The following is a 15685-nucleotide window of genomic DNA, read 5'->3' as shown; positions in this document are numbered from 1 at the left end:
CCATGAACACTTCGCCCACCGCTGCCGACCACCCGCACTCGGGTACCCCGGACCGTTTCAACATCGCACAGGTGTGTTGCGACCGCTGGGCCGCGGAGCCCGAACGCATTGCGATCATTCAGAAAAACGCCGACGGCTCAGTTCAGCAACACAGCTTTCTGACCTTGCAACAGCACGCCAACCGCCTGGCCAACAGCTTGCGCGAGCACGGTGTGCAGGCGGGTGACCGGGTCGGGATCATGCTGCCACAAGGCCTGGAGGCCGGCACCGCACACATCGCGCTGTACAAGCTGGGGGCGATCGCGGTTCCGCTGTTCAAACTGTTCGGTACCGATGCCATCGAGCATCGCGCGTCGAACTGTGCCATGCGCGGCCTGATCACTGACGCCAGCGGCCTGCAGAAGATCGAAGGCATCCGGTCAAACCTCCCCGAATTACAGTTGTGCTATGTCATCGATGCACCCGCTCAGCGTGCCGACGTGCTGGATTACCATGAGCAACTCAAGCGCCACAGCGACCGGTTCGAGACCCTCGACACGGCGGCGCAAGACCCGGCGCTGATCATCTACACCTCGGGCACCACGGGCCATCCCAAAGGTGCACTGCATGCCCATCGCGTGCTGCTCGGACACCTAGCCGGCGTGCGCAGCTCCCACGACGGGTTCCCCCTGCCTGGGGACCGGATGTGGACCCCGGCCGACTGGGCATGGATTGGCGGGTTGCTCGACGTGCTGTTGCCTGCCTGGTACCACGGCGTACCGGTGGTGGCTTACCGTGCCGACAAGTTCGTCGCCGAAGACGTGTTCGGGCTGATCGAAGAGCTGGATATCAGGAATGTCTTTTTCCCGCCAACGGCTCTAAAACTGCTGCGCCCGGTAGAAAACCCGCAGCAGCGCTGGCAGCTTTCACTGCGCTCGGTCGCCAGTGGCGGCGAGTCGCTGGGTGACGAGCTTCTGGCCTGGGGCGATCAGGCACTGGGGGTGCGGATCAACGAATTCTACGGCCAGACAGAGTGCAATCTGGTGGTCTCATCCTGCGCCAGTCAGGGTGTCTACCGGGCCCACGCCATAGGCCGGGCGGTCGACGGCTACAACGTTGCCATCATCGATGACTATGGCGTGGTCGTGCCAACCGGCGACTCAGGGCACATTGCGGTGGCGACGCCCAACGGCAGCCAGATGCTGCGCTATTGGGAAAACACCCAGGCCACCGAGGAAAAGTACATCAATGGCTGGCTGGTGACCGGCGACAAGGGGTCGATGGATGAAGACGGCTACATCTTCTTTCTTGGGCGCAATGATGACGTCATCACGAGTGCGGGCTATCGCATTGGCCCGACGCCAATCGAAGACTGTCTGATCAAGCACCCGGCGGTAAAGCTGGCCGCTGCCATCGGCAAAAAAGACCCGATTCGCACTGAGGTGGTCAAGGCCTTCGTCGTACTCAACGAAGGCTACGCCGCCAGCGACACCACCATAAAACAACTGCAGGCCCACGTACGTGCCCAGCTGGCGGCCCATGAGTACCCTCGTGAAATTGAGTTCCTCGACGAACTGCCGATGACCACCACGGGCAAAATCATTCGCAAGGCCCTGCGCGAACGCGAAGAACAACGAACTGCCATGGAGCTTGATGCATGAACTTTTTAGGAAAAGCCTTCGACGAAATCACCGAGGGTGAAACCTTCGGCCAGTCGCTGACCATCGACGCCTCGCACATCAGCCGCGCCTGCGGGATGTTTGGCGACTTCAACCCGCTGCACAGCGATGCCGAGTTCTGCGCCAAAAGCCGTTTCGGCCGGCCTATCCTGCATGGCCCGATGACCAGCGCCTTCATGTCCGCCTCCATCGGCATGTACTTCTACGGCACTGCCGTGGCGTACCTTGAGCACAACTGCCGGTTCGTTGCCCCGGTGTTCGCGGGCGACACCCTGAGCGTCCAGTGGACCATCGCACAAACCCTGGAAAAACCCCGCAGCAACGGCGGGATTGCCGTATTGCGCGGTCAATGCACCAACCAGCGCGGCGAACAGATTGCCGAGGCCACCGGCAAAATCCTGCTCAGTAACCGCATGCCACTGGCTGCCACACAAGCGGTCTGATCAAGCCCTGCCCCTGAACCGTCGGCCCGGACGGTTCAGGGATGGCGGGCAAGCTACCCGGGCAGCTCGACATAGCTCGACTCCCCACCACCGGTCGCCCCCGACAACCAGCCCCACACAAAACTCAGCGTGGTGCGCCCCGCCTGATCAACACCTACCGTGCCCCGTGACCAGCCAGAAAGCAGCTCACCCTCGGTGGTCAGGCATTGAAAGAGCAGTTCGATGGTATCGGCGCCCGTCACGCGCCCGACTTGATTGCCGATGCGTATCCGGCCGCCCTGGTAAGTGCCTGAAATGGCATTGTCTTCAACACGGTAATGAAACACCGTGCCTGCACCCGACAGCCCATGGGTATTGCCTGCCACGGAAAACCGGCGATTGTGCAAACGTTCGCCAACTTCAGAAAAAGGGGTTTGCATACGAATCGCGTCCTGTGGTCGAGAGGTTCCATTTCTGCCCGGGATGATCCTAACCCATGCCCGCAAGCTCTCAACACCCGGGTCACGGGTAAATTCATCACGCGCAATGCCAAGCGTGTGATGTACGCTCCCGACGCGTGCAGTTGAAGTCGTATATTTTAAAAGCCCCAACACCGTCACGCAGGTAAATACCTGCCCAACAGCTCAGTGCACAGGCAAACGAACCTTCAGCCCATGATCAACGAAAACAGAGGCATACAGTCGGTCGAGCGCGCGATGCTGATTCTCGAATCCATCGCAGCGGCAGGCGGTGAGATCCGTCTGGTGGACCTTGCAGCGCACACTGGTTTGCATAAAAGCACCTTGCACGGCCTGCTCAATACCCTGGCCGCCATGGGCTACATCTCCCGGCGCGGGACTCACTATGCGCTGGGGTTGCGACTGCGCGAGATTGCCCAGCCGTTGAATGATGCCGATGCCCGAATCCGTGAGACCTTTGCCCCGGCGTTGCGCATGCTGGCCGAGCGCACGGGCGAAACCTGTTTTCTCGCCGTGCCCTGCGGAACACGTGAGTATCTTTATATGGATGCTCTGGAAGGCAGCGCCAGCCTGCGCGTTGCCAGCCCCCGCGGGCGTCGTGCCGGGCTGACCACTTCGGCCATCGGCAAAGTGTTCCTGGCATTCGACGAGGACTTGCGCCGCAGCCTGCGTCGGGCCCACCTGCTGCCGGCCGCGCTGGAAGTGGAGTTGGCCAGGATCGTAACCGAAGGCTATGCCCTGGACCTTGAAGAGGCCGAACCCGGCCTCAACTGCGTAGCGCTGCCGCTGCGCCTGCAAGGCCGGGTGGTCGCAGCCCTCGGCGTGGCGGCCCCCGCATCGCGCCTGCCAAAAAGCGCATTGCGTACGCTGGCGATCCGGGCCATGGGCGAAATGTTCGACATCATCAAACTTTAGAGGCCAGTGCCTGTGGCCATATTCCCTTGAACAGCAAAGGTCGGGATCATTCCGACTCTGTCGCTAGACTCAAGGGAATACTGGAATGTTTGAACAACTGTCTCTGCAGGTCATCCATCGTGCAAAAAGCCTGGCACGTGACCAGGGTTTCACCGTTTGCATCAGTGTGGTCGACGATGCCGGACTTTTACGCCATTTCGTCCGTATGGATGACGCCGTGCCCGGTGCCATCGATGTGTCGATCAAAAAAGCACGCACTGCCGCACTGTTCCGTACTGATAGCGCCGATCTGGGCAGGCAGGCGCAACCGGGCGGTGCCATCTACTCGCTGGAAGCCACCAATGGCGGGTTGATCAGTTTTGGCGGTGGCGTGGTACTGCACGATGACCTGGGCAAGGTCATCGGTGCCGTCGGGGTCGCCGGTGCCACGGTCGAGGCGGATCAAGCCATCGCTCTGCTGGCGGCCGGCCGAACATGAGCCGCAGCACGCAGCCCATACACCCCGGCGTACTCGCGTTGGCGGTGACTGCCTTCGCAATCGGCATGGCGGAATTCATTGTGGTGGGCATTCTGCCGGCCATCGCGTCTGACCTCGACATCCCTCTGGCGAGTGCGGGGAGCCTGGTCGGTCTGTATGCACTGGCGCTGGCCATCGGTACACCGCTGACCGTTCTGGCACTGGCACGGCTGCCACGCAAACCGGTCCTGCTGACGCTGATTGCGCTGTTTATGGCCGGTAACCTGCTGTCCGCCCTCTCCACGGATTACCCGGTGTTACTGGCTGGACGGGTCCTCACTGCGCTCGCCCATGGCAGTTTCTTTGCCATCGGCGCAACCGTCGCCGCCAACCTGGCGCCAAAGGGTCAGGCGAGCAAAGCCATCGCGATCATGTTCGCCGGCCTGACGCTGGCGATGGTCATCGGTGTGCCGATCGGCAGCTTCCTGGGTAATGCCATGGGCTGGCGGCTGCCGTTTTATGCGGTCGCATTGCTGGCTGCATTGGCCTTGATCGCCACCGCCCGCTGGTTGCCCCACGCACCGACCCCGCCCTCGGGCAACTCGCGCGGACAGCTGGCAGCACTCAAGCACCCGGCCATTTTGGCGATGATGGCCGTGACAGCGCTGGGTTTTGGCTCAAGCTTTGCCGCCTTCACCTTTATCACGCCGATCCTGACAGATATCAGCGGCTTTTCTACCGCGACCGCCAGCGTGCTCCTGGTCGTATTCGGCGCGGCCACCCTGGTGGGCAATCTGGTCGGGGGCCGGCTGGCATCGGCAATGGGCTGGCAACCGGCATTGCGAATGATCTTCATGCTACTGGCGCTGACCCTGGCGGGTGTCGCCCTGCTGATGCCCTATCAAGGGCCAATGGTGGTGATGCTGTTTTTCTGGGGCGCACTGGCATTCGGTCTGTCACCGGCGGCCCAAGCCGGGATGCTGGCCACCGCCGAACGATTCACCCCGCAAGCAGTGGCGTTCGCTTCAGCGCTGAACATCTCGGCATTCAACCTTGGCATTGCACTGGGAGAAACCAGCGGCAGCGCTCTGGTCGGCAGCGGGCAGATGTCATTCACCCCATGGGCAGGCGTGGCGACGGTGATCCTCGCGCAATTGCCGCTGATCTGGCTGGTCGCCCTCAACCGAAAAGACTCACGCTTTCATTCCCCCACGACGCAGGTAAAAACATGAGTGACGTCCATATCCAAATTACGATCAAACGCCCGGTTGAACAGGTCTGGGCACTGCTGGGAGGCTTTGACTGGCTGCCCCGCTGGCTGGATGTCATTGCCAGCAGCACCCTCAGTGACGCAGGACGCTTGCGTCACCTGACAACCGTCGACGGGGTGATTATTGTCGAGCGTCTGCTCACGTTTGACGAAGCCGGGAAGACCTACAGCTATGCCCTGCTGCAAGGCCCGGCGCCAGTGACTGACTATATCGGCACGATGTCCGCCCGGGACGATGGCAAGGGCGGCACCCTCGCCAGCTGGGCAAGCAGCTTTGTGGTTCAGGGTGCCGATGAAGCCGGGATCGTGGCGCACTTCGACGGGTTTTATCGCGCGGGGCTGGAGCGGCTCAAAGCAGTGGTTGAGGCTGAGGCGCACTGATCAGGAACATCCCGGGGCCGAGAACAGCTACAAAAAGCCGCGCACGGAGGCGTGGCTTTACGTTAACGTAAGGCATACATTTTTTAAGGATGATCAAGGTATGTCTCAGCTCGCCCCCTCCTTGCAAGACACTGCCGCGCCTGAAGGCGTTTGCTACGGCTGCGGCAACGACAACCCCCACGGCCTGCATATCAAGAGCTATTGGCACGAGGATGGCGTGCATGTGATAGCCGAGCACCTGCCGGATGCCAAATATTGCGGCTGGCCCGAGCTGGTGTACGGCGGTCTGATCGCAATGCTGGTCGATTGCCATTCGAACTGGACGGCCATGGCCTGGCACTACCGCATGGAAAACCGCGAAACAGCCAGCCTGCCGCGCATCAATTGCGTCACCGGCAACCTGGGGATCAAGTTCATCAAGCCGACACCGATGGGCGTGCCTCTAACCCTGCGTGCGAAGGTTGAAGGCGATGTGGGGCGCAAAACGCGTGTCATCTGTGAGGTGTATGCAGGGGATGTGCTGACGGCTGTCGGTGACTCGGTTTTTGTTCGCGTCGACACCGGGCAACTGGCTACGGCCGCCCATGGACTGCATCCGACACCTTTGGCTTGAGGCCATCGCGTTGCATCTGCAAAACCGGGGCGCCGTGGTTTTGCAGATGGCTGCGCAGCCGAACGTGGCCTCGTTCTACTCGTCAACGACTGCAGGAGCTTCGCTGACCTGACGCCATATTGAGAATTCTTCTCAAAAAAATGACGATGAGCCTATTATGTTATAAGGTAACTACAACCTTAAGCATACCCTCATCATGTGTGACCTCCTCAATGACCACTGCTGCCCCCCCTCCAAGCCAACGCCTGCTCTCCATCGATGCCCTTCGGGGCCTGGTGATTCTATTCATGCTGCTGGACCACGTGCGCGAGACGTTCTTTTTGCACCGTCAGGTGGCCGATCCGATGAACATCGAAATCACCGACCCGGCGCTGTTTTTCAGCCGCACGCTCGCTCACCTGTGCGCCCCGGTGTTTGTGTTGCTCACCGGCCTGTCGGCGTACCTGTACGGCGAAAAATATCAGGGCACGCGGGATGTCTCGGCGTTTCTGTTCAAGCGTGGCCTTTTTCTGGTGGTGCTGGAATTTACCCTGGTGAACTTCGCCTGGACTTTCCAGTTCCCGCCAACCGTGATTTACATGCAGGTGATCTGGGCCATCGGGGTCAGCATGATCGCCCTTGCCGCGCTGGTGTGGCTGCCACGCCCTCTGCTGCTGTTGCTCGGTATCGCCATCATCGCCGGGCATAACGTGCTCGATACCCTGCACTTTCCGGTCGGTTCGGCGATGCATGTACCTTGGGCCATCTTGCATGACCGTGGCTGGATCGAGTTCTCGGACAGCTTGCGTCTGCGCACCTCGTACCCGGTATTGCCGTGGATCGGCGTGATCGCGCTGGGCTATTGCATGGGCCCCTGGTTCGCCCGCTCAGCGTCTGCCGTCACGCGTCAGCGTTACCTGCTACTGGCCGGTGTGGGTGCGTTGCTCGGGTTTGTCGCGCTGCGTTTGCTCAATGGTTACGGCGAGGCGCCGTGGGTGAACTACGGCAATGCCACGCAAACCCTGATGAGTTTCTTCAACATCACCAAGTACCCGCCTTCGCTGCTGTTCATCGCCTTGACCCTGGGTCTGGGGCTTTTGCTGTTGCTGGGTTTTGAACGTGCCCGCCAAGCCACATGGATCCGCATCCTTGCGGTGTTCGGCGCGGCGCCGATGTTCTTTTACCTGCTGCACCTGTACGTGCTCAAGGTGCTGTATCTGGCGAGCGTTGGCCTGTTCGGCTTAAACCAGGGCAGCTACTTCGGTTTTGACGGCATCGGCGCTGTCTGGTTGACCGCCGTACTGTTGGCCACGGCACTGTACTTGCCGGTACGCTGGTTTGCCGCGTTGAAAGCACGTCGGCGTGATATCACCTGGCTCAAGTATTTATGAGCCTGAGATTCCCGTGCACTGCCCTTGATTGATTAACTGGATAGCCGAACATGCGAATTACATCCCTGACGCTATTGCTTGGCGTAACCCTGCTGTTCTCCACCGCGCAGGCCCAAACCCACGAAGTGAAAATGCTCACCCGCAGCGCCACCGCTGGTATGGTCTTTGACCCGGACTACCTGCAGATTGCTCCCGGCGACACGGTCAAGTTTGTCCCGACACAAAGCGGCCATAATGCTGCCACATTGCCTGGCTTGCTGCCCGACGGCGCGGTGCCTTTCAAAGGAAACATCAATCAAGAAATCGAGCAGACCTTTAGCCTGCCGGGGCTGTACGGCATCCAATGCACTCCGCATTTGGCAATGGGCATGGTGATGCTGATTCAAGTGGGCGAGCCCGCCGACCTGCCTGCGGTATTGCCAGCAGGCTTGCCCAGCCGTGCACTCGACCGCTTGAATGCCACTTTGGCGCAGCAGGCCCGACCATGACCGTGGCGGTCACCCGCTCCGCCTTCCTCTTGGCCCTTGCGAGCCCATTGGCCCTGGCCGACTCGGCCCAATCCCGGGCCAATGGCTTTATCGAAGACAGCACCTGGAGCCTGCTCAACCGCACGGTCTATGACAACCGCGAGTACCGCCACGGCGCCAGCAACAGCGGCGCGCGCAATGCCTACAAGCCGCGAGCGCAACGCAACGGCTACGCCGAAGAGTGGGCTTACGGGCTGATGGGCACCTTGCAGTCGGGCTTTACTCAGGGCCTGATCGGTGTGGGTGTCGATGCCCACGCCTACCTCGGGGTCAAGCTGGACAGCGGCGGTGGCCGTGCCGGCAAGGCGCGCCTGCTTGGGCTGGATAACGACGGCTACCCCAAGGACGATTTCAGCCGCGGGGGCGCGGCGTTGAAGCTGCGCCTGTCCAACACGGTGGTGTCCTATGGCGAACAGCGGGTCAAAACGCCGGTTTTCAGCTCATCCGACAGCCGCCTGTTGCCCGAGACCGCCAACGGCGTGTTTCTCACCAGCAACGAATTCAACGCACTGAAAATGGTGGCCGGGCATTTCACCGAGAGTACCGACCGCAACGCCAGCAGCCATGATCAGGGCTTTGTAGTGAACTACTCGAATGCCGTCAAAGGGGATGCATTTGACCTCGCCGGCATGGTTTACACCCCGAGCAAAAACCTCAGTGCCAGCCTCTACAGCTCCCGCTACCAGGACACCTGGAACCAGCAGTACCTGGGCGCCACTTTCAGCCAGGCGATTGATGAAAACCGCTCGCTGTCGCTGAACTTCAACCTGTACCGCACCACCGATGAAGGCAAGGCACTGTCGGGCAACATCGATAACACCACCTGGAGCCTGCTGAGCACCTACGCCCAAGGCCCGCACAGTTTCAGCCTGGGTTATCAGAAGGTGCATGGCGATACGCCGTTCGACTACGTGACCCGAGGTGCGATCTTTATCACCAACGCGGTGCAACTCTCAGACTTCAATGCGCCCAACGAGCAGTCGTGGCAAGCGCGCTACGATCTGGCGATGACGCCCTGGGGCATGCCCGGCCTGGTGCTGAGCGCCGCTTATGTGCGCGGCAGTCAGATTGACGGCAGCCATGTGGACCCCCGCGGCGGCTATGCCTATCTGGGTTATGGCAAAGGCGGCAAGCACTGGGAGCGGGATCTGGAAGCGCGTTATGTGGTTCAGAGTGGAACCGCCAAGGGCACCATCGTGTCATTGCGACACAACGTGCACCGAGGCAACACTGCACAAGCTGAGCTGGATACCGACCAGATCCGTCTGGCCATTGAATACCCGCTGACAGGAAGGATTTAAACCTTCAAGCCTTTGGCAAACGACCCGGCGGCGGTCGTTTGCCAATAAGGCAGCCTCAATCGGCTATCAGTGCTTCATCGCGCCATGATCATGCATCGGCATGCTGTTCAGCGCGCGAGCTTTGGCGGTGACGTCGATCGATTCTTTGACACCTTTGGCGTCCTCGACAATCAGGGTCAGCGGTACGTCATCGCCCTCTTTGATCTGGCCTACCAGATCAATCAGCATCACGTGGTAGCCCTCAGGTTCGATAGCGATGGTTTTACCGGCCGGCAAGGCCACCGAAGTCACTGGCTTCATGCTCATGACGTCGTTTTTCATCGTCGACTCATGAATCTGCACGGTTTTGGCAACCGGGGATTTGACCTCAACCAGCTTGCTGTCGCGGTCAGCAGTAATGTGCATGAACGCACCGCTGGCAGGCTGCCCAACGACAGTGGCGCGCACCCAGGCATCGTCCACCACGGTTTGCGCAGAAACGTGCAAGCTCAGGCCCAGCAGCGACAACAACAGGTAGTTAACAGGTTTCATGGCGTTGGCTCTTTCAAAGGGAACGTGGATCAGCAGACCGACATCACGGTCAGCAGGTCTTCGGTGCACTGTTTGGCCGACAGCGAAGGCGACAGGCCGAGGCGCAAAATGCCGCGGGTATCAAACACAAAGCTGGTGGCGGTGTGGGCGATGGTGTACGACGAGCCGCTTGGCTCTTTTTCGTAAAACACCTTGAACTCTTTGGCCGTGGCGGCGGTTTCTTCCAGCGTGCCGGACAGCGCAATAAAGCTCGGATCGAACGCTTTGACATAGGCATCGAGCATGGCCGGGGTGTCGCGCTCCGGGTCCAGGGTGATAAACACCACCTGCAACCGGTCGCCGTCCGGGCCCATCATTTTCTTGACCTGTGCGGCGCGCGCCAAAGCCGTTGGGCACACCGCGGGGCATTGGGTGAAACCGAAGAAAATCATCGGCATCATCCCGCGAAAGCTGCCCAGCATCATCTCATTGCCCTGGGCGTCCCTGAGCTTGAACTTTCGCCCCAGGATTTCATTGCTCAAGTCTTTACCGTACTTGTACGACAAACCACTGCCTGGATCGCAACCCGCCAGCAAGCCGAGACTGAGCAAGCCAAGGCCCGCGACAACATGGCGGCGAGTCAGTAATTGATTCATGTAGGTTTCCTTTAAGCGGTCTTGATCTGACGATAAAAACCTATGCCCTGCGCGACATCAGGCAGGGTTGTACGCTTCACGACCGATGGATTTCAGGTCAAGTGCGTACGATTGCTGTGGGATAGACGTGTTTCATGAGCGCAGAATTTACCACTCTCCCCGGCTGGTCGCACGGCGGGTATGCCCTTCAATGGTGCACTTTGCTCGTCGAGGCCAGCAAAACCGCGGCGATCCGGCAAGGCTGCGACAAATCGACTCAGGCAGGTTCCGGGGCTGGATTCGGGCCCCTCACCCCGTGGCCATCCGTTTTTTTCACATTGGCTTCACTTCGCCCCAACCTGCCCCCGATTAACGTGTCGGCCATAATTCACGTCCAACACGGGCTCGCAAATGGAAAGCATGGTTGCGGCTGCACCTTACAAATCACAGGCCCATAGCCTGGAACGCTGGGCTTTACCCAGCCTGATCCTGGCCTTTGTGCTGTTTTACCTGGTGCCATTGATGAGCCATGGGTTGTGGATCCCCGACGAAACCCGCTATGCCCAGATCAGCCAGGAAATGCTCCATAGCGGTAACTGGGTCGCGCCGCATTTCATGGGCCTGCGCTACTTCGAAAAGCCGATTGCCGGCTACTGGATGATCGCCATCGGGCAAGCGGTGTTCGGGGACAACCTGTTCGGGGTACGCATCGCCTCGGCGGTCAGCACCGGGCTGAGTGTGTGGCTGGTGTGGTTGATCGCCGGGCGGCTGTGGAATGACCCGCTCAAGCGCTTCGCCAGCACCCTGCTCTATATGAGTTTTGGACTGGTCGCCGGGCAAGCCGGCTACGCCAATCTTGACCCGCAATTCACCTTCTGGGTCAACCTGAGCCTGGTAGCGCTCTGGTTCGCCTTTGACAGCCAGACCCGCCGTGGACGCCTGTGTGCGTGGGGCGTTTTGGGTCTCGCCTGCGGCATGGGCTTCATGACCAAGGGCTTTCTGGCCTGGCTGTTACCGGTGGTGATCGCCGTGCCGTATGCCCTGTGGCAGCGCCGGATGAAGGACGTTCTGATCTACGGCCCGCTGGCGATTCTGGTGGCCGTGGCCGTGTGCTTGCCGTGGGTAGTGGCGATCCAGCATCAGGAACCCGATTTCTGGCAGTTCTTCTTCTGGAACGAGCACATCCGCCGTTTTAGCGCCACCGATGCGCAACATACCCAACCCTGGTGGTTTTACCTGCCCATCCTGCTGGCAGCCAGCCTGCCGTGGGCGGCACTGCTGCCCTCAGCCCTGATCGATGCCTGGAAGCAAAAACGCCAGCCTGCTATGGGCTTTCTGTTGCTGTGGATGCTGCTGCCCCTGGCCATCTTCAGTTTGAGCAAGGGCAAGCTGCCCACTTACATCATGCCGTGCCTGCTGCCTTTGGCGCTGTTGATGGGCCATGCACTGGCGACATGGATCACCCAGGCACGCAGCCGCACAATCCGTATCAATGGCGTGCTCAATACACTGCTGGCCATGGCCGGGCTGGTGGGGCTGCTCTACGTGCAACTCACCCGTCCGGTGTACGACAGCACCGAGGTTTTCAACCTGTCGCTGGGGTACATCGTGTTGCTGGGCTGGTTGCTGAGCAATGCCCTGCAGGCCCTGCAACCCTTGCAACTGTGGGCCGCTCCGGCCCTGGGCATGGGGTTGCTGGTAGCCTTGTTGCCCACAGCGATGCCGGGCGACATCGTGAACAGTAAAATGCCTGATCAATTCATTGCCGAGCACGTGCAGGAGCTGGGCCAGACCAGCACCTTGCTCAGCAATGATCTGGGTGCCGCGTCAGCCCTTTCCTGGCGTCTGGGCCAACCTGAAGTCAACCTGTACAACACTGTGGGCGAACTGAAATACGGTTTGAGCTATGCCGATTCAGCTGCGCGTCAGGTAGATATGGATAATATCGGCCGTTGGATGAAAGAAGCACAGCTACGCGGCTCTGTGGGCGTGGTCATGCGCGTTCATTCGGCACTGGAAACCCAGGAAGTCGAGCTGCTGCCCTTGGGTGGCAAGCGCTACGAGCGTGGCAATCTGGCGATATTCATCTTCCCCAAGGTTCAGCCTTAAATGATCGACATCAAACGCTGGAACTCCGAGCAAAAGGCCTTGCTGGTGTTGTTGGCCGCGTCTGCCGTGCTGTTGTTGCTGGGGCTGGGGTCGCGGGAACTCTGGGGCCCGGAAACCCGCTGGGCCAATATCGCCCTGCAGATGCTGCAAAGCGGTGACTACCTGGACCCTTACCTCAAGGGCTCGCCCTACTACGACAAACCCTTGCCCTCCTATTGGCTGATCACTGCCACCGCCGGGCTGATGGGCGGCCTGGGCCATTGGTCGCTGCGCCTGTCGTCGGTGCTTGCCGCCTGGCTGAGCGTCTGGCTGGTGTACGCGATCGGCGAACAGCTGTTTCGCAAAGGCACCGGGCTGATTGCCGGCTGGATGCTGGCCACCACGTTTTACTTTGTGTTTTGGGCGCGGGTGGCCACGGCCGACATTCTGACCGTGTTCGGCCTGCTGGCAGCGGTGTGGTGGTACTGGCGCGGGCCTGAAGACACGCGCCTGAGCCGTTACTGCGTGTTCTTCCTGCTGCTGGCAGTGACTTCACTGCTCAAGGGGCTGATCGGTTTTATCCTGCCCGGGCTGGTGCTGCTGCCTCATCTGTTGAGCGAGCAACGCTGGAAACGTCACCTCAACCTGCGCCTGGTGTTGGCGTTACTGATTGCCGGGGCGGTGTACATGCTGCCCTTTGTGTTGTCGCATCTGTATGGCGCGACCACCTATGGCGAAAGCGGGTTGGGCCTGGTGCTGCGTGAAAACGTGGTGCGTTTCTTCAACCCCTTCGACCATATGGGGCCGATTTACACCTATCTGATCTACTTGCCGGCGTACACCCTGCCGTGGGCACCGTTCTGGATGATAGGGCTGTGGGTCGCCGTGCGTCAGTGGCGGCATATCGAACCCAATACGCGATGGCTGGTGTGGGGGCTGGGATTGTTGTTTGTATTCTTCACCGCCAGCGGCAGCCGTCGCAGCTATTACGTGCTGCCGTTGGTGCCCTTTGCCCAGTTACTGGCCGCCTGGTGGGTCACGCGGCGGATGGCGCAAGGCAAGAGCAGCGCCCGTGGCTGGAAGATCGGCTTTGGCGTCAGTGCGACAGTGCTGCTGTTGGTACTGGGCGTGTTCTACCCCTGGTCCAACGGCGGCGGCGGGGTTGTCCAGTTCGGTCAGGACGTCAAGGCGCGGGCCAGCGAGCAAGCCCCTTGGGATCAGTGGCGCATGGTGATGATCGATGTCGATAACAAGCTGCCGATGTATGTGCAGAACCAGGGCGAGCCGTTTTTCTATGTCGAGCAGGGCCAGGACTTCCCCCGTGAAGGCGACAGCGCCGGCTTGATGGCCTGGCTGGACAAAACCAGCGGCCAGCATTTCAACCCGCAACGCACACTGATCTTCGCCCAGTACCGCAGCGGCGACCCCCTGCCCCTTGGCTACCTGAGCGTGGATCACCAGACCCTCACCAGCCAGCCCGATAACGGTGACCGGCTGCTGCATCGGCGTGAAGGCGGGAGTGTTGTGTATCTGCCCGCCGTGGTGGACGGGAGCACCAGGTAACTGGCTGCAAGCTGCAAGCGAGGCCGCTTGCAGCTTGCAACTCAGAGAATCCGGTACAACAACCGTTCGATCCGCACCCGGCTCACGCGGCGCAGGAACTTGGCCACTGCTGGCGGGTAATCCGCCAGGGTTTCCAGATCCTTGAAGTTGTTGATGCGCTGGGTGTCGGCAAAGATGGCGTCCAGCTCTTTGCGTCGTGGCTCGAGCAGTTCGCGCCGCGGGTCATCGATCAGCAGCCCGTTTTCCAGATCCAGCCGGAACGCACGCGGGTTGAGGTTATTGCCGGTCAGCAAGGTGTAGCGGTCATCCACCCACATGCCTTTGAGGTGATAGGTGTTGTCGCCTTCACGCCACAGGTGCAGGTTCAGCAAGCCGTTATCGATCATGCGCTGATGGCTTTTGGCAAACCTGCGCAGGCTCAACTCGTACAGATACGGCAACGCCGCGATGACCTTGAAGGGCTCGCTCGGCGGGATGTAGAAGTCGTTGGCCGTCTTGTCGCCGACCACGATATCAATCCGCACACCACGCTCCAGGGCCCGATTGATTTCGCGGGTCACGGGCAGCGGCAGGTTGAAGTACGGCGTGCAGATCGTCAGCTGTTGCTGGCTGGTGGCGATCAGTTCGCAAATCACCCGGCTCAGCGGGTTGTTTTTGCCAACCCCCAGCAGCGGGCTGACCGATAGACCAAAGTGGCCGACGGTGCCGGTGCTGGTGTCGTAGCTGGCTTTTTTCAGATGGCTGCGCAAATCACCAATGGCACTGCGCAGGCTGCGGGTGGTCGGCAGTGTTGGCAGGTCCAGGCGATGCACGGCCCGGGTCTCGATCAGATCTTGCTGGACAAAACGCTGCATGGTGTCGGCCAACTGCTTGTTGTGCAGCAGGTGGTAACGGTCGAAACGGTACTTGTCGAGCTTGTGCAGGTAGACGTTGTTCAGGCTCGCACCGCTGTAGATCACGCAGTCGTCGACAATAAAGCCCTTGAGATGCAACACCCCGAACAGCTCGCGGGTTTGCACCGGCACGCCATAAATCGGCACGTGGGTCGGGTGTGCTGCAGTTTGCGCCTGATACCAGGCCGCATTGCCGGGCTGTTTGCCCGCACCGATCAGGCCACGCTGGGCCCGCAGCCAGTCGACCACCACTACGATTTCAAGTTCGGGGCGCGCTGCTTTGGCGGCGTGAAGGGCATCCAGGATCTCCTGGCCGGCCTCATCCTGCTGCAAGTACAAAGCCACCAGCGTGATGCGATGGCGGGCGCCCGCGATCTGCTCCAGCAGGCAGCGACGAAATTCAGCCGCACTGGGCAAGATGCTGAACGCATCGGCGGACAACGGAAAGCTGCGCAGTTTGGGCAGCAAGGAGCGTTTGAAGAGCGACGGCATAGGGCTCGCTAAGGGTCGAATGCGAAGAACCGCAAAGCTTACACGATTCTGTGATCTGTAGCCGCTGTCGAGGAACGAGGCTGCGATAAGGGCCGAAGGACCTTCTGTGCG

16 protein-coding genes are annotated in these 15685 nt (G+C 60.4%); 12 read left to right on the top strand and 4 right to left on the bottom strand.

Features of this window, described 5'->3' with window-relative positions:
- The first annotated feature begins 2 nt into the window (after positions 1–2).
- A complete protein-coding gene (locus BLW11_RS15640; RefSeq protein WP_048362035.1) occupies positions 3–1640 on the top strand; it encodes an AMP-binding protein in 1638 nt (545 codons plus the stop codon).
- Positions 1637–2101, top strand: coding sequence for a MaoC family dehydratase (locus BLW11_RS15635; protein ID WP_048361924.1), 465 nt, complete (start codon positions 1637–1639; stop codon positions 2099–2101). Before BLW11_RS15640 ends, BLW11_RS15635 begins: the two co-directional genes overlap by 4 nt.
- A gap of 53 nt (positions 2102–2154) precedes the next feature.
- Here the strand turns inward: BLW11_RS15635 and BLW11_RS15630 are convergent, their stop codons facing one another.
- Positions 2155–2520: an avidin-fold protein gene (locus BLW11_RS15630; protein WP_048361925.1), complete on the bottom strand. Its 366-nt coding sequence runs from the start codon at positions 2518–2520 to the stop codon at positions 2155–2157.
- Between the two features lie 234 nt (positions 2521–2754).
- Between BLW11_RS15630 and BLW11_RS15625 the strand changes: the two genes are divergently transcribed.
- From BLW11_RS15625 to BLW11_RS15590, 8 genes are all read left to right on the top strand, one after another.
- The gene (locus tag BLW11_RS15625) at positions 2755–3474 is read left to right on the top strand and encodes an IclR family transcriptional regulator (protein ID WP_048361926.1); all 720 of its coding nucleotides are present in this window, start codon (positions 2755–2757) and stop codon (positions 3472–3474) included.
- An 85-nt stretch (positions 3475–3559) separates the two neighbouring features.
- Entirely contained in the window at positions 3560–3952 is a 393-nt protein-coding gene (locus BLW11_RS15620) for a GlcG/HbpS family heme-binding protein (protein WP_048361927.1), read from the top strand.
- Positions 3949–5163, top strand: a complete 1215-nt coding sequence (locus BLW11_RS15615) for an MFS transporter (RefSeq protein WP_048361928.1) — start codon at positions 3949–3951, stop codon at positions 5161–5163. Before BLW11_RS15620 ends, BLW11_RS15615 begins: the two co-directional genes overlap by 4 nt.
- A complete protein-coding gene (locus tag BLW11_RS15610; protein ID WP_048361929.1) occupies positions 5160–5582 on the top strand; it encodes an SRPBCC family protein in 423 nt (140 codons plus the stop codon). Before BLW11_RS15615 ends, BLW11_RS15610 begins: the two co-directional genes overlap by 4 nt.
- Positions 5583–5682: 100 nt before the next feature.
- Complete coding sequence (locus BLW11_RS15605) at positions 5683–6195, top strand: PaaI family thioesterase (protein WP_048361930.1); 513 nt, start codon at positions 5683–5685, stop codon at positions 6193–6195.
- A gap of 212 nt (positions 6196–6407) precedes the next feature.
- Positions 6408–7565 (top strand): acetyltransferase domain-containing protein, encoded by a 1158-nt coding sequence (locus BLW11_RS15600; protein ID WP_048361931.1) that lies wholly within the window; start codon positions 6408–6410, stop codon positions 7563–7565.
- Positions 7566–7615: 50 nt separating this feature from the next.
- Positions 7616–8053 (top strand): pseudoazurin, encoded by a 438-nt coding sequence (locus BLW11_RS15595; protein WP_048361932.1) that lies wholly within the window; start codon positions 7616–7618, stop codon positions 8051–8053.
- The gene (locus BLW11_RS15590) at positions 8050–9393 is read left to right on the top strand and encodes an OprD family porin (RefSeq protein WP_048361933.1); all 1344 of its coding nucleotides are present in this window, start codon (positions 8050–8052) and stop codon (positions 9391–9393) included. The genes BLW11_RS15595 and BLW11_RS15590 overlap by 4 nt, the downstream gene beginning before the upstream one ends.
- Positions 9394–9459: 66 nt before the next feature.
- On the opposite strand, the gene BLW11_RS15585 is transcribed toward BLW11_RS15590, so the two are convergent.
- Together BLW11_RS15585 and BLW11_RS15580 are read right to left on the bottom strand one after the other, a co-directional pair.
- The gene (locus tag BLW11_RS15585; RefSeq protein ID WP_048361934.1) at positions 9460–9924 is read right to left on the bottom strand and encodes a copper chaperone PCu(A)C; all 465 of its coding nucleotides are present in this window, start codon (positions 9922–9924) and stop codon (positions 9460–9462) included.
- 29 nt (positions 9925–9953) lie between these two features.
- On the bottom strand, positions 9954–10559 hold the full coding sequence (locus BLW11_RS15580) for an SCO family protein (RefSeq protein ID WP_048361935.1): 606 nt from the start codon (positions 10557–10559) through the stop codon (positions 9954–9956).
- Between the two features lie 399 nt (positions 10560–10958).
- On the opposite strand from BLW11_RS15580, the gene arnT reads away from it, so the two are divergent.
- Complete coding sequence (gene arnT / locus BLW11_RS15575) at positions 10959–12647, top strand: lipid IV(A) 4-amino-4-deoxy-L-arabinosyltransferase (protein ID WP_082136290.1); 1689 nt, start codon at positions 10959–10961, stop codon at positions 12645–12647.
- The gene (locus BLW11_RS15570; protein ID WP_048361937.1) at positions 12648–14189 is read left to right on the top strand and encodes an ArnT family glycosyltransferase; all 1542 of its coding nucleotides are present in this window, start codon (positions 12648–12650) and stop codon (positions 14187–14189) included.
- A gap of 41 nt (positions 14190–14230) precedes the next feature.
- Here the strand turns inward: BLW11_RS15570 and pssA are convergent, their stop codons facing one another.
- Positions 14231–15574 carry a CDP-diacylglycerol--serine O-phosphatidyltransferase gene (gene pssA / locus BLW11_RS15565; RefSeq protein ID WP_048361938.1) on the bottom strand — a complete coding sequence of 448 codons (1344 nt, stop codon included), beginning with the start codon at positions 15572–15574 and terminating at the stop codon, positions 14231–14233.
- Positions 15575–15685 lie beyond the last annotated feature (111 nt).

It is taken from the genome of Pseudomonas deceptionensis (assembly GCF_900106095.1).
GTDB lineage: Bacteria > Pseudomonadota > Gammaproteobacteria > Pseudomonadales > Pseudomonadaceae > Aquipseudomonas > Aquipseudomonas deceptionensis.
Note: the sequence above shows the minus strand (reverse complement) of the source record. Positions and strands in the feature narration are given on the sequence as shown.